The following is a 14,115-nucleotide window of genomic DNA, read 5'->3' as shown; positions in this document are numbered from 1 at the left end:
TAAATAAACATAAATTTTTTATACTACACAAGGGGGATTTTCAAATGAATATTTTATTATGTTGTTCAGCAGGGATGTCTACAAGTTTACTAGTTACAAAAATGGAAGCGGCTGCAAAAGCTCGCGGTCTAGAAGGAAAGATTTGGGCTGTATCTGGGGATGCAGTAAAAAACAATATCGACCAAGCTGATGTATTATTACTAGGACCACAAGTTCGTTATATGCTCTCTTCAATGAAAACGCTTGCTGACGAGAAAAACGTTGGAATCGACGTTATCAATCCAATGCACTACGGCATGATGAATGGAGAAGCAGTTTTAGATCACGCATTAACACTTAAAAAATAATTAGGGGGGAAGCGAAATGCAAAAGTTTATTGCATTTATGGAGAAATATATTGTTCCTGTCGCTGGTAAAATCGGATCGCAACGTCACTTAGCTGCGATCCGTGACGGATTTATTGCAGTTATGCCACTTATTTTAGTTGGTGCACTGGCATCACTAATTAATGGTTTTCCATCTGAAGTTTTCCAAGATTTCATGAAAGGTTTGTTTGGTGAAACGTGGAAACAAGTCGGCGGCGGAATGTGGACTGGTTCTTTCGCGATTCTAGCACTAATCATAGCATTTACAACAAGTTATAACTTAGCAAAATCTTACGGCGTTGATGGTTTGTCAGCAGGTATTATTTCATTTGGTGCGTTAATTATTCTTACACCAACAACACCGAAAGAAGGCGGATTGAACTTAGCTTGGACAGGTGCACAAGGGTTATTCGTAGCAATTATTGTGGCACTCCTTGTTACTGAAGTATTCCGTTTCTTTGTACAAAGAAACATTACTTTTAAAATGCCTGATGGAGTACCACCAGCAGTTTTAAGATCTTTCGCAGCTATAGTTCCAGCATTTGTTATCTTAACAGTAGTTGCAGGTATTCAATTAGCAGTGAAATTATCTGGTACAAGTGTTCATGAATTTATTTTTAATACGATTCAATCACCACTGCAAAGTTTAGCAGGGACATTACCAAGTGCAATTATCATTGTAATCCTTGTTCATCTTCTTTGGTTCTTCGGTTTACATGGGCCAAATATCGTTGGTGGTATTATTGAGCCATTATACTTACCGGCATTAGAGAAAAATATGAATTTATTCAAAGGTGGTACATCTGCATTTGATGTTCCAAATATTATTACAAAACCATTCTTTGATACTTTCGTATACCTTGGTGGTTCTGGTGCGACATTAGCATTCTTAGTAGTGGTATTACTCGTAGCAAAAAGTGCACAATTACGTGGTGTATCTCGCTTATCAATTGGACCTGGTGCATTTAACATTAACGAACCAGTAATATTTGGTACACCAATTATTTTAAATCCAATTTTATTCTTACCTTTTATCCTAACACCAATTGTATTAGTAATTACTTCTTATACAGCTATATCTATGGGGTGGGTACCAAAAACAGTTGTGATGATTCCATGGGCAACACCACCAATTATTAGTGGTTATCTTGTAACAGGTGGACATATTTCTGGTGCAATTCTACAGTTATTCAACTTTGTAATTGCAATGGTAATTTATTATCCATTCGTTGTGTTATGTGACCGTTCAGTTGTTCGTACTGAAAAAGCAGCAGCACAAGGTAATAGTAATTCTTTACCTATGTAACATAGTAATTGTTCTCACAGGCAACAGTGTCTGTGAGAACAATTACCTTTATATCATGTTCAAAAAGATGAAAAACATCTATATGAACACTAAACTATCATTAATAAATTCATACTTTAATAGACATGTTCAAACTGAAGGGGTATTTAAATCGGTTGAACCTTATAGAGAGGGCGGTAATTATGATGACTACAGCAGAACAAATTCCATTCCAATTGATTTTAAATAGTGGTAACGCACGAAGCTTTGCGATGGAGGCACTTCAATTTGCCAAACAGGGGAAAATGGTAGAAGCAGATGAAGCGATGGTAAAGGCGAAAGAAGCGATTAATGAAGCGCATCATTTCCAAACAGAGCTCATACAATCAGAAGCAAGAGGAGAAAAAACAGAGATTAGTGTTCTTTTAATTCACGCACAAGATCATTTAATGAATGCGATTACAGTGAAAGAATTAGCAGCAGAGTTTATCGATCTTTATAAAAAGCTTGAAGCGAAAGGGGAATAAAGCATGACTGGAATTAAAATTGCTACAATCGGCGGTGGATCTAGTTATACACCAGAGTTAATTGAAGGATTTATTAAGCGTTATGATGAGCTTCCTGTTCGTGAAATTTGGTTAGTAGATATTGAGGCAGGAAAAGAAAAGTTAGAAATCGTTGGTAACTTAGCGAAACGTATGGTGAAAAAATCAGGTTTACCAATTGAGGTTCATTTAACACTTGATCGCCGTGAGGCATTAAAAGATGCTGACTTCGTAACAACACAACTTCGCGTTGGTTTATTAGAAGCACGTGCAAAAGATGAAGCAATACCGTTAAAATATGATGTAATCGGTCAGGAAACAAATGGTCCTGGTGGTTTATTTAAAGCGTTGAGAACGATTCCTGTTATTTTAGATATTTGTAAAGATATGGAGGAGCTCTGTCCGAATGCATGGTTAATTAACTTTGCAAATCCAGCTGGTATGGTAACAGAGGCTGTCCTTCGTTATACAAATATTCAAAGAGTAGTTGGTCTATGTAACGTTCCAATCGGAATCCGCATGGGTCTTGCAAGATTACTTGAAGTAGATGCAAGTCGTGTCCACGTTGATTTCGCAGGTTTAAATCATATGGTATACGGACTAGATGTATACTTAGATGGCGTAAGTGTAATGGATCGTGTGTTAGAGCTTGTGACAGATCCAGAAAAGCAAATTACGATGGAAAATATCGCAGCGCTTAACTGGGAACCAGACTTTATTCGCGGACTTCGTGCAATTCCATGTCCATACCATCGTTACTACTACAAAACACGTGAAATGTTAGAAGAAGAGAAAGAGGTTTCTGTTGAAAAAGGTACACGTGCAGAAGTAGTAAAACAATTAGAAAATGATTTATTTGAGTTATATAAAGACCCGAACTTAGATATTAAACCACCACAATTAGAAAAACGTGGCGGAGCTTATTATAGTGATGCAGCATGTAGCTTAATTACGTCTATTTACAATAATAAAGGTGATATCCAGCCTGTTAATACACGAAACAACGGAACAATTGCAAGCTTACCACATGATTCAGCTGTTGAAGTGAACTGTATTATTACGAAAGAAGGCCCAAAACCAATTGCAGTTGGAGATCTTCCAGTACCAGTTCGCGGTTTAGTACAACAAATTAAATCATTCGAGCGCACAACAATTGAAGCTGCTGTTACAGGGGATTATCATAAGGCGCTGCTTGCTATGACAATCAATCCACTTGTACCATCAGATAAAGTTGCAAAACAAATTTTAGATGAAATGTTGGAAGCACATAAAGAGTATCTTCCACAGTTCTTTAAAAAGGTAGAGAAGTAAAAGCGGCGCTATTTAGCCCGCTTTTTTTATTCTATTAGGAGGTATTATGATGATTAAGTTAATTGTAAATGCAGATGATTTCGGTCTTACAGAAGGTACAAATTACGGCATTATTGATGGGCATATAAATGGACTTGTAAATTCAACGACGATGATGATGAATATGCCAGGAACAGAGCATGCGGTACGCTTAGCGAAAGAGTATAACCTACTCGGAGTAGGCGTACATCTCGTATTAACAGCAGGTGAACCACTTCTTGGAGACGTACCATCACTTGTAGGTAGCGACGGATCGTTTCATAAACAAAGTGTTGTAAGGGAAGGGAATATAAATCCAGAAGAAGTTGAGAGAGAGTGGACTGCTCAAATTGAGAAATTCCTATCTTACGGATTAACACCAACTCATTTAGATAGTCATCATCATGTACACGGATTACCGATCTTACACGATGTTCTTGAGAGATTAGCAGCTAAATATAATGTTCCAATTCGTCGTTGTGGGGAAGATAGAGCGGCGCATCCATTTTCTGATGTATTTTACAGTGACTTTTATGCGGATGGTGTGAAGGAAGATTACTTTGTGAAGTTAAAAGAAAGAGTACAAGGTGAACAAACGGTAGAAATTATGGTTCATCCAGCTTATATTGATCCAGAGCTTGTGAAGCGTTCTTCTTACGTAATGGATCGTGTGAAGGAATTGCGTATTTTAACAGAGAGTGAGTTGCCTGAAGGGATAGAACTTGTGAAGTTTTAATAGAAAAACGACGGCTACATCATGCCGTCGTTTTTTATTTACAAAATGGATAGAATATATCCGCCAAATGCCCCGAGTATAACGATAACCCAAGGTGGTGTTTTCCAAAAAGCTAGTAAGCAAAAAAGAAGCGAAGCGAAAACGAAATCTGAAGCATTCATAACTGTACTCGTCCAAATGGGATCGTAAAAAGCGGCAATTAAAATACCGACAACAGCGGCATTGACTCCAAGTAGTGCGCCTTGTATGAATGATATTTTTCTCACGCTGTTCCAAAATGGTAAAACACCAATAACGAGTAAGAAAGCAGGGAGGAAAATTGCAATTGTTGCGATTGTTGCCCCAAGCGTCCCGTTTAACACTGCTCCTATATAAGAGGCGAATGTAAATAGTGGTCCTGGTACTGCTTGTGTTAATCCGTATCCAGCTAGGAACTGTTCTTTCGTCATCATGCCGTTTTGTACGAACTCACCTTCAAGAAGGGGCAGCACGACGTGTCCTCCTCCAAATACAAGTGCGCCAGAGCGATAGAAACTATCAAATAAAGCGATGTAATAAGAGAACGGTCTTAATATTGGTAGCAGTAGTAATAGTCCAAAGAATAAGACGAGACAAGAAACTGCTATCTTTTTTGAAATAGGTACTCTTATATTTTGAGATTGGCTAATTGGTTGGTTGCGATATAAAAACCAACCGATAAAGCCACATATTATAATGAGGATCACTTGCGTCCAGCTACTTGGCCATAATAAGGCGATTGCGGCAGTTACAATCGCAATCGTCGCACGGTTGCGATCTGGAGTTAACTTTTGCGCCATTCCCCATATGGCGTGAGCGACAATAGCGACTGCTACAAGTTTTAGTCCATGAATCCAGCCAGCACTCCCAAGATCGAACTGATTAAGGAATGAGGCGAAGAAAACTAAAACAAGGACAGACGGTAAAGTGAATCCAATCCATGAAATAATAGCTCCTAAAAGCCCGCCCCGTAATAATCCAACCCCCATACCGACTTGACTGCTGGCAGGACCGGGAAGGAATTGACATAGTGCTACTAAATCTCCATAGATTCGTTCATCCATCCATTTTCTTTTTTGCACGTATTCGTGGTGGAAATAACCAAGATGAGCGACAGGACCGCCGAATGAAGTAAGTCCTAATTTAAATGAGACGAGAAAAATCTCTAATAATGTGTGAAAGGTGTGTTTGTTTTTTTTCAAAATAACCTCCTAGAATGTTTTTGCTATGTGCATTATACAAGAAGTGGTAAAGCAAAAGGAACAAATCTAATGTAAAGATTATGTGAATCTTTTCTTTGTAATTAAAATTGAAAAAGTCATAAATGATTATGTCTAAACCATAAAGTAGTAGAAGTAGTGCTGGGAAATTTATATAAGGAGAATGCCTTATGACAACACATTTCTTTGCCAGGTTAACAGGTAAGAGGGAAGTGCCTCCTGTAAATACAGAAGCTTTTGGGGTAGCAGAGTTTATTTTTAGTGATGATTTAACGAAATTGCATTACAGAGTAATACTAAAAAATATAGAAAAGGTTACATCGTGTCAAATTCATTTAGGGAAGTCTACTCAAATTGGTCCTGTTGTTTTATATTTGTATGGTCCACTGGAGCAAGGGATTAGCTTGAACGAGGGAAGTATTACTGGTGTAGTGAATGTGGAGGATTTTGAGGGACCTTTACAAGGGAAATCATTTGTACATTTACTTCAAGAAATTATTCAAGCAAATGTATATGTTAATGTCCATACGAAATCACAAAAAAGAGGAGAAATAAGAGGGCGAGTTAGAAAAGTAAAGAAATAGAGGAAAAGGCTGTCCATATGTTGGAACAGCCTTTTCTCATTATATAAGGTGCTAGTTTTAGCAATTATTGTCGGTAAATCGATATATTTTGAAAATCGCTGATATAATATGAGTTGCGCCGATATATTTCAATAATCGCTGATATAACTCGCGTTACGGTCGATATTTTTAAAAACTGCCTCGATTAATTTTTCACAGGTTGATTTTTAATAAAGAAGTCCATAACGTAAAATACTTCGTCATCTGGTATTTGTATTTCAAATGTATTTTCAATTGGTTGCAACGCTTTTTTTACTTTCATATACATCCAGTACTCATCTTGTCTTCTTTTCTCTTTATCAGGGTGAGGAAGAAGGCTTTCTCCTTTTTGAAGACGGTCAACCATACAGCTCATATGCAGAATAACACCCATTAAGCTATCAGGAGTTAGCTGTAAGGAAATTAATTCTTGGATTGTATTTAATGCGTAACGAATTGTTTTGATTAGTAATGCTCCATCGTTACGCTGCATTTGTTGTTCAAGAATATCCGCCATTTTTGCATATGTTTCTTCATACGTAATTAATTCTTGAATGGGCTGAATCGCTGTGTAGTTTACGATGTCTTGGAAATGATATGTTAAGCATGGTACTTGCACATCGAAATTCGTGACGATACAAATGATGTTACGCTCTTTTTTTATGTTCTCAATCATTTTCGTTAAATCTTTTTCATGGACGATACTAATCGGAATAATTTCAATTAAGTCTTTATCAAATCGTAAATAGTTCTCTAACATTTTTTGAATAGCTAAAGCACTTCCTTCACCAGTTAAGCAAGCTGTTAAAATAACAGATTTCATTGGAGAGAGAGGTTTTTTCTTTTCTTCTTGTACGTTTAAGTAAAATGGTGTTAAATTTTTTACTGTTTCATACAGCGCATCTAATGAATAACCGAGCTGAGCTTTTCGAGCTGCTTCTAGTGCGTGTGGTGTGCTCGTCATCGAAAGAACACGTACAGGGATTTTGAACTCCGTTTCTAATATGTCACCGATATAAGCAAGTGACCCCATATCGACAAGTAAGAGAAGCCCATTTACATTTTGTAGTGTTTTCATATACACTTTCACACGTTCCAAGAAATCTTTCGGTGATTCGTGTAACGGCATATCAATACCGGTTACTTCCTCAATGCCGAGAAGTTCGTTTGCGACGTTTGCCATTTCAGTTGCGATGCCATTACCGTGTGCTAATATTAATACTTTTACTTCTGTTTGTGAGGCAGGAATTGGATCAACAACGAAGAACATTGTTAAAAAGCCAGCTTCATCAATAGGCATTGTTATTTGTAATTCTTCCTCCAGTAGTTGAATGCATTGCATAGCTACGGAAAAAGCTTCTTTATATTTCGTACGAATTTGATTTAATTGTGGGTGATGTATTTGTTTTCCGCTTTGTAAACGTTGTAGAGTTGTCTGTACATGTAAACTTAAAGCGAGAAATACTTTTTCATCAAACGTCTTAGATAAATGCTTTTCAGCAAGTTCCGCTATTTTTTCACATACGGAAACGATATTACGATCCACAATTTTAAAAACATTTTCATGGCTTGTTTTTTTTGATATTTGGTTAAAATATTGTACGAAAAAGCTTTGAACATCATTTTCTATTAGTAATTCTAATTCTTCCTCTTCAATACCACGTGCTTGAAGTTCTTCGTATTTATAATCAATATAATCGTAAATAGAAGAGCGTTTTTCATCTTCTGTTTTATGATTACTCCAACCTTCCTCACCTGTAAATACAAATGTTTCATTTGGTATTTGGTATAAGTGACGGCTCTTCCTTTCAATGAACAATCCTTCTTTCATATACCAAGGTAAATCTGTACTTGAAACATAGACAGAATCACGTTTCTTTGTGACCAAATCAGAATAGGCTTTCGCACAGGCAATTTGAACATCTGTTTTTAATTGACCAATGTTATTGGGACAATTGTAAAAGACGAAAGCACGCATTGCATTTGGGCTAACGTGAATGTCTTTTCCCAGACGAATTGCTTCATTTGTGAAAAATAGCTGTAGTAAAGCAAAGCGCTCTTTATGTGTACGCTCACGAAGTGGTGGCAGCGTAACAGTCATTGGTATACGTCTTGTAAATGTTTTTAATAAAAATGAATTTGGTTCTTCTGTTGTTGCAGTAATGATTAATACTTGTGCTTTACGTTCGTTCTCTGTTTCTCCAAGGCGGCGGTATACTCCGCGGTCAATAAAGGTGAAAAGCATTTCTTGTCCCTCTGGAGGAAGGCGATGTACTTCATCTAAGAAAAGAATTCCTTCATGTGCTTTTTCAATTAACCCTTTTTGATCACTTGCTCCTGTATAAGCTCCTTTTTTAATCCCAAATAATTGCCCGAGTAGTAACTGTGGATTATTTGCATAATCAGCACAGTTAAATACGATAAATGGTGCATCTTTGGGAAGCTGTTCAACTTCAATTGCATATTCGTGCATTAAAGAAGCAAACATAGACTTTCCGACCCCTGTTTCTCCCAGTAGTAAAGTATGCATACCGTTTGGAGGATAGAGAATAGAAGCTTTCGCTTTTTCAATTGCAATTTTAAGGCTCGTATTTTCAATTGCAAATGTATCTAATGAAGTTATGTCTTTTGAATGCGTTTCCAACGAAGTGTTCGTTTCTATGTAAAAACGAACAGGTCGCGTATTTGTTTTTAATAAACGTTTATCTTTTACAAGTTTGTTTAAATCGCTACTTACATTGGCGCGATCTAGTTGCAAAAATGTAGCGAGTTCTGATGCGGTTACACCTTCTGTATAATTGCCTTTTTGTATTGCGTTAAAAATGAGATCTATTCGTTTCATTTCTATTCACCTCGAAACTTCATCACTATTTAAAATTTTACACAAAAATGGGAAGGGTGGGAAGAGAAAAATAAAACAGCTTTAGCACATAGGCGCTAAAGCTGTTACAATCTTGTGTCTTTCCAAAAATTCACCTTGAGATGAGAAGAAGGATTATAGGGAAGAAGTTTGTATCCTTGTGACTGTAAATAATCAATTACTTTTGGCAGTATTTGTACGGTTACACTCGAATCATGCATTAAAATGACTTCGACTTGTTCATCACTTTGATTACGTACTCTTTCGAGTATGGCAGAAGGATTGTCATAGCTTTTCCAGTCGTATGTATCGATCGTCCAATCCCACATTTTATACTGGGCCGATACAAGTGCGTCACGGTAATTCTTTTTTAAGTAAGGCATACTACCATATGGAACGCGAACGAGATGTGTATTTAATTTCGTAACTTGCTGGACAATGCTTTGTGTTTGCTCCATTTCTGCAATTAAAGTGGAAGGGTCACCAGTGTAAAGGCGTTTTACATCATGTGACATGCTGTGGAGCCCGATATAATGTCCTTCTTTAATTAATCGTTGCATCGTTTTTGTGTAATGTGGCACTTTTCCACCAATAACAAAGAAAGTTGCTTTTCCGTTCTTTTCTTTTAAGATGTTTAAAATTTGTGTAGTATATTTGTTTGGCCCGTCATCAAATGTTAAGTACGCAATTTTTTGTGTAGGAGAAGTTGTTTCAGTATTTGGATGATATTCAGCAGGAATAACAGTTGTTGCTTCAGTATTAGATGATACGTACATAGTAATCGTTAAAAATAAAATAATACATTGAAATACTCGCTTGATCATAACATTCACCCTCAGTTTGACAATCAAGATGTAAAAAAGAAAACTTGATACTTTTCTTATTATGTATAGCTTTCTCCAATAGAGGAACTCTCAAACAATCTATATTTTGGAAATATAAAATGAGAATAAAAAATAGCATCCTCTTATAAGAAAGAGGATGCTATTTGAATATTTCATAATTGAAAAGGCTATACTACAATTAGTCTTCGCGTTTTTTCACTTTTTTATAAAAGGAAATGATTGGTTTGTAGCGTTCATGTACAAGCCCGATTATTTCAGCGATGATTTCTGTGAAGAAAATCAAAGCGAAAAGAAGAATAATGGATAACCATAACGTTGCACTAGTGAAAATAATGGCATTTACACTAAAGAAAATACCGAATGCGTATATAATTAGTACCGTTTTGCGATGAGAGAATCCCATTGCAAGTAAGCGGTGATGTAAATGCGATTTATCTGGTGCTGAAATAGGTTTTTTATTTACGATACGACGGATGATTGCAAATATCGTATCAAATATAGGTACACCTAAAATGATAATTGGAACGATAAAACTGAATAACGTTACACTTTTGTATAATCCAAGTAACGATATAACAGAAATACAGTATCCTAAAAATAGTGCTCCTGTATCTCCCATGAAAATTTTTGCTGGATGGAAGTTGTAGAATAAAAATCCAATTGTACTTGCTAATATAATTAATGCAAGTGGCAATATAATAGCTGTTCCAGTACCCCATGGGCTAGTGAAGGCCATATATGCTAGCGTTGCAAGTACGATAGATGAAATCCCAGCAGATAATCCATCTAAGCCGTCAATTAAGTTGATTGCATTCGTAATACCTACAAGCCAAAATACTGTAATTGGATAAGCAAGCCATCCAAGTTCAGTATCCCCAAGGAATGGGATATATAATACTTGCACTAATAATCCACTTTTTACAATCATAATGGCAACTAACAGTTGTCCACCGAATTTTACTCTCGCAGATAACTCGTACATATCATCTAAAATTCCGATGATTACAATGATAATCGCACCTAGCGTTATCGATAACATTCTTTGTTCATATAAGCCGCCGACAACAAATCCTACAGCTACACCAATAAATATTGCCAACCCGCCAAGACGTGGCATAATCTTTTGGTGCACTTTACGTGCGTTTGGCTTATCTGTCGCTCCTATTTTAAAAGCTAATTTAATAACTAAAGGAGTAACGACGAGTACAGTGATGAATGATGCCAAAATGGCATAAATCACTTGTGAGTCCATTAATACCCCACCCTTTATAGTCTAACGTAATTTTTTTTTGAAAATATATTTATCTGAAAATTATGATGTTTATTTACAGGCTCATAACATATGGTATCACAAAAAGATTAGAATTCAATCTTTTTTTCTTTTTACGGTTAATGGAAGCGGATAGAATATATGACAATTGTATATAGAATGTTGAATCATATAAGAAGGTTAATCGTACTGGGCTTTGGAATGTAACATTTCCTCTTTTTCTTCAATAGTGAATACTTTTATTTCAGTATTATAAGTGTTGCACGTAGAAATGAGTAAGTTTCATGTTAAAATGTGGGAATTTATCACACGTGACCTGGCAGCCTGATTCTCACTGATTAAGTTTTACTTTATAGTGCATTTAATTTTACAAAAACTTAAAAAAAAGTAAGGGAAGTAATTCATATAATGAAGAAGGAAAAGGGTTTTCTCATTTTTAATATGAGAGGGGGAAGCGCAGGGAGAATTCTAATTTTCATATCTTTTCTATTGTAAATTCCTGTGCGAAAAGGAAATGAAAATTACGATAGTAGGTACTGGATATGTTGGATTGATTACAGGAGTAGGATTGGCAAAATTAGGGCATTCAGTTACATGTTTTGATATAGATGATGAAAAAATTGAACGGATAAAACAAGGGGATTTACCTATTTATGAGGCCAGATTACATGAATTAATAAATTATGCATATGAGAATAATGCTTTAACTTTTACATCAAATAAAGAAGAGGCATTTGATGATGTAGAGTTTATATTTATTGCAGTTGGAACCCCACCTTTATTAGATGGGACGGCAGATTTAACGTATATTCAGAGTGCTTGTAACGATATTGGATTATATGCGACGAACGATATTATTGTTGTTACGAAAAGTACAGTTCCAGTAGGCACAAATGATGTAATGAAGGGATGGATTGAGGAGAAGTTAAAAGAGAGGCATACAGTACATATCGTATCGAATCCAGAGTTTTTGCGTGAGGGTTCAGGTATTTATGATTTCTTTCATGGAGATCGTATTGTAATTGGAGCGGATAGTAAGGAAGTAGCAAGAAGAGTAGAGAGTTTGTATAGTCAATTATGCTTAGAAACGTATGTTACAGATATTAAAAGTGCGGAGATGATTAAATACGCGTCGAACGCCTTTTTAGCTACAAAGATTAGTTTCATTAATGAAATTTCAAATATATGTGAGAAGGTAGGCGCGAATGTATTGGATGTTGCCAAAGGGATGGGAATGGATAAGAGAATCGGTGCATCTTTTTTAAATGCGGGCATTGGCTACGGAGGGTCGTGTTTTCCGAAAGATACGAAAGCACTGGTACAAATTGCGGGAAATGTTGCTCATGATTTTCGTTTGTTAAAAGCAGTTATTGAAGTAAATAATAAGCAACAGCTGCTATTGATTGAAAAAGCGAAAAAAGTTATGAACATGAATAAAAAGCGAATTGCAGTTCTTGGCGCATCCTTTAAACCGAATACGGATGATATTAGAGAGGCATCATCTCTTATTATAATAGAAGCATTAATTAATATAGGTGCAGATATTGTTCTTTATGACCCAAAAGCAATTCAATATGTAAAGAATATATTTGGAGATGCTATACAATATAGTAGATGTATAGATGAATCGATTAGAGATGCGAGTGCGGTTTTTATCGTAACAGAATGGGAAGATATTCAAACTTATCCGTTAGAAAAGTACGTACAACTTATGAGGGAGCCTATTTTATTTGATGGGAGAAATTGTTATACTGATGAAGATGTTAAGAAACAAAAGATAGATTATTACTCGGTGGGAAGAAAAAGTATTTGTAATAGAAAAGTTTCTGTTATGCGTTAAAAAGGGATGTACTCATGCATATTTTTATATGTCATAATAGAAGCTGTAATTAGTGAAAGAAAAGAGGCAATCACATGACTGAACGTTTAAAAGTAATGACAATTTTTGGGACACGTCCAGAAGCAATTAAAATGGCACCTCTTGTATTAGAGTTGCAAAAACACCCAGAAAAAATTGAATCGATTGTGACTGTAACAGCACAACATCGCCAAATGTTAGATCAAGTATTAAGTATCTTTGGAATTACGCCAGATTTCGATTTAAATATTATGAAAGACCGCCAAACTTTAATTGATGTTACAACGCGTGGTTTAGAAGGTTTGGATAAAGTAATGAAAGAAGCGAAGCCGGATATTGTACTTGTACATGGTGATACAACAACAACATTTATTGCAAGTTTAGCTGCTTTTTATAATCAAATTCCAGTAGGGCATGTTGAGGCGGGCCTTCGTACGTGGGATAAGTATTCTCCATACCCAGAAGAGATGAATCGTCAATTAACAGGTGTAATGGCGGATCTTCATTTCTCACCGACAGCAAAATCAGCAACGAACTTACAGAAGGAAAATAAAGATGAGTCACGTATTTTCATCACAGGAAATACAGCGATTGACGCGCTACAAACGACTGTAAAAGAAACATATAGTCATCCTGTACTAGAGAAACTTGGAAATGATCGTCTTGTACTTATGACAGCTCACCGCCGTGAAAACTTAGGTGAACCGATGCGTAATATGTTCCGTGCAATTAAGCGTCTTGTTGACAAACATGAAGATGTACAAGTTGTGTACCCTGTTCATATGAACCCTGTTGTTCGTGAAATAGCAAATGAAATTTTAGGTGAACATAACCGTATTCATTTAATTGAGCCGCTAGATGTAATTGATTTCCACAATGTTGCAGCTCGTTCATACTTAATGTTAACGGATTCTGGTGGTGTACAAGAAGAAGCTCCATCACTTGGTGTACCAGTTCTTGTTCTTCGTGATACAACAGAGCGCCCTGAAGGTATTGAAGCAGGTACGCTGAAATTAGCAGGAACAGACGAAGAGACAATCTTTGGTCTTGCTGATGAGCTGTTATCAGATAAAGAAGCTCATGATAAGATGGCGAAAGCATCTAACCCTTACGGTGATGGTCGTGCATCAGAGCGTATTGTAGAAGCAATTTTACAGCACTTTAATAAGTAAATAAAAAAGG

12 protein-coding genes are annotated in these 14,115 nt (G+C 36.2%); 8 read left to right on the top strand and 4 right to left on the bottom strand.

Annotated features, from left to right (window positions below; translation table 11 throughout):
* Positions 1-44 precede the first annotated feature (44 nt).
* The 5 genes from ACK1U5_RS21615 to chbG all read left to right on the top strand — a co-directional run bounded on the left by ACK1U5_RS21615 (position 45) and on the right by chbG (position 4,260).
* Complete coding sequence (locus ACK1U5_RS21615) at positions 45-347, top strand: PTS sugar transporter subunit IIB (RefSeq protein ID WP_001023563.1); 303 nt, start codon at positions 45-47, stop codon at positions 345-347.
* A gap of 16 nt (positions 348-363) precedes the next feature.
* The gene (gene celB / locus ACK1U5_RS21610; RefSeq protein ID WP_001168837.1) at positions 364-1,671 is read left to right on the top strand and encodes a PTS cellobiose transporter subunit IIC; all 1,308 of its coding nucleotides are present in this window, start codon (positions 364-366) and stop codon (positions 1,669-1,671) included.
* Between the two features lie 182 nt (positions 1,672-1,853).
* Positions 1,854-2,177, top strand: a complete 324-nt coding sequence (locus tag ACK1U5_RS21605; RefSeq protein WP_000989057.1) for a PTS lactose/cellobiose transporter subunit IIA — start codon at positions 1,854-1,856, stop codon at positions 2,175-2,177.
* A 3-nt stretch (positions 2,178-2,180) separates the two neighbouring features.
* Positions 2,181-3,506 (top strand): 6-phospho-beta-glucosidase, encoded by a 1,326-nt coding sequence (gene celF, locus ACK1U5_RS21600; RefSeq protein WP_069605027.1) that lies wholly within the window; start codon positions 2,181-2,183, stop codon positions 3,504-3,506.
* Between the two features lie 49 nt (positions 3,507-3,555).
* Positions 3,556-4,260: a chitin disaccharide deacetylase gene (chbG, locus tag ACK1U5_RS21595; protein WP_113710550.1), complete on the top strand. Its 705-nt coding sequence runs from the start codon at positions 3,556-3,558 to the stop codon at positions 4,258-4,260.
* Positions 4,261-4,298: 38 nt separating this feature from the next.
* Here chbG and ACK1U5_RS21590 read toward each other — a convergent pair whose 3' ends face one another.
* Positions 4,299-5,480, bottom strand: a complete 1,182-nt coding sequence (locus ACK1U5_RS21590; protein ID WP_069605026.1) for a chromate transporter — start codon at positions 5,478-5,480, stop codon at positions 4,299-4,301.
* Positions 5,481-5,668: 188 nt separating this feature from the next.
* Between ACK1U5_RS21590 and exsM the strand changes: the two genes are divergently transcribed.
* The gene (exsM, locus tag ACK1U5_RS21585; RefSeq protein ID WP_000207046.1) at positions 5,669-6,082 is read left to right on the top strand and encodes an exosporium regulatory protein ExsM; all 414 of its coding nucleotides are present in this window, start codon (positions 5,669-5,671) and stop codon (positions 6,080-6,082) included.
* A gap of 184 nt (positions 6,083-6,266) precedes the next feature.
* Here exsM and ACK1U5_RS21580 read toward each other — a convergent pair whose 3' ends face one another.
* The 3 genes from ACK1U5_RS21580 to ACK1U5_RS21570 form a co-directional block, all read right to left on the bottom strand.
* Positions 6,267-8,942: a PRD domain-containing protein gene (locus ACK1U5_RS21580; protein ID WP_000820963.1), complete on the bottom strand. Its 2,676-nt coding sequence runs from the start codon at positions 8,940-8,942 to the stop codon at positions 6,267-6,269.
* 104 nt (positions 8,943-9,046) lie between these two features.
* The gene (locus ACK1U5_RS21575) at positions 9,047-9,784 is read right to left on the bottom strand and encodes a polysaccharide deacetylase family protein (protein WP_000597152.1); all 738 of its coding nucleotides are present in this window, start codon (positions 9,782-9,784) and stop codon (positions 9,047-9,049) included.
* A 199-nt stretch (positions 9,785-9,983) separates the two neighbouring features.
* The gene (locus ACK1U5_RS21570) at positions 9,984-11,057 is read right to left on the bottom strand and encodes a glycosyltransferase family 4 protein (RefSeq protein WP_000378319.1); all 1,074 of its coding nucleotides are present in this window, start codon (positions 11,055-11,057) and stop codon (positions 9,984-9,986) included.
* 532 nt (positions 11,058-11,589) lie between these two features.
* On the opposite strand from ACK1U5_RS21570, the gene ACK1U5_RS21565 reads away from it, so the two are divergent.
* Together ACK1U5_RS21565 and wecB are read left to right on the top strand one after the other, a co-directional pair.
* The gene (locus tag ACK1U5_RS21565) at positions 11,590-12,915 is read left to right on the top strand and encodes a UDP-glucose dehydrogenase family protein (RefSeq protein ID WP_061139624.1); all 1,326 of its coding nucleotides are present in this window, start codon (positions 11,590-11,592) and stop codon (positions 12,913-12,915) included.
* Between the two features lie 74 nt (positions 12,916-12,989).
* Positions 12,990-14,105 carry a non-hydrolyzing UDP-N-acetylglucosamine 2-epimerase gene (wecB, locus tag ACK1U5_RS21560; protein WP_000140145.1) on the top strand — a complete coding sequence of 372 codons (1,116 nt, stop codon included), beginning with the start codon at positions 12,990-12,992 and terminating at the stop codon, positions 14,103-14,105.
* Positions 14,106-14,115: the final 10 nt, after the last annotated feature.

This window comes from Bacillus sp. XB1 (assembly GCF_053557995.1).
The sequence above is the reverse complement of the archived record's forward strand: the minus strand, read 5'-3'. Positions and strand labels throughout refer to the sequence as shown.

Bases quoted from the DNA above. Each gene is read 5' to 3' on its own strand.
- ACK1U5_RS21615 (WP_001023563.1), top strand. From the start codon at position 45: ATGAATATTTTATTATGTTGTTCAGCAGGGATGTCTACAAGTTTACTA.
- chbG (WP_113710550.1), top strand. From the start codon at position 3,556: ATGATTAAGTTAATTGTAAATGCAGATGATTTCGGTCTTACAGAAGGT.
- exsM (WP_000207046.1), top strand. From the start codon at position 5,669: ATGACAACACATTTCTTTGCCAGGTTAACAGGTAAGAGGGAAGTGCCT.
- wecB (WP_000140145.1), top strand. From the start codon at position 12,990: ATGACTGAACGTTTAAAAGTAATGACAATTTTTGGGACACGTCCAGAA.
- celB (WP_001168837.1), top strand. From the start codon at position 364: ATGCAAAAGTTTATTGCATTTATGGAGAAATATATTGTTCCTGTCGCT.
- ACK1U5_RS21580 (WP_000820963.1), bottom strand. From the start codon at position 8,942: ATGAAACGAATAGATCTCATTTTTAACGCAATACAAAAAGGCAATTAT.
- ACK1U5_RS21570 (WP_000378319.1), bottom strand. From the start codon at position 11,057: ATGGACTCACAAGTGATTTATGCCATTTTGGCATCATTCATCACTGTA.
- ACK1U5_RS21575 (WP_000597152.1), bottom strand. From the start codon at position 9,784: ATGATCAAGCGAGTATTTCAATGTATTATTTTATTTTTAACGATTACT.
- ACK1U5_RS21565 (WP_061139624.1), top strand. From the start codon at position 11,590: ATGAAAATTACGATAGTAGGTACTGGATATGTTGGATTGATTACAGGA.
- celF (WP_069605027.1), top strand. From the start codon at position 2,181: ATGACTGGAATTAAAATTGCTACAATCGGCGGTGGATCTAGTTATACA.
- ACK1U5_RS21605 (WP_000989057.1), top strand. From the start codon at position 1,854: ATGATGACTACAGCAGAACAAATTCCATTCCAATTGATTTTAAATAGT.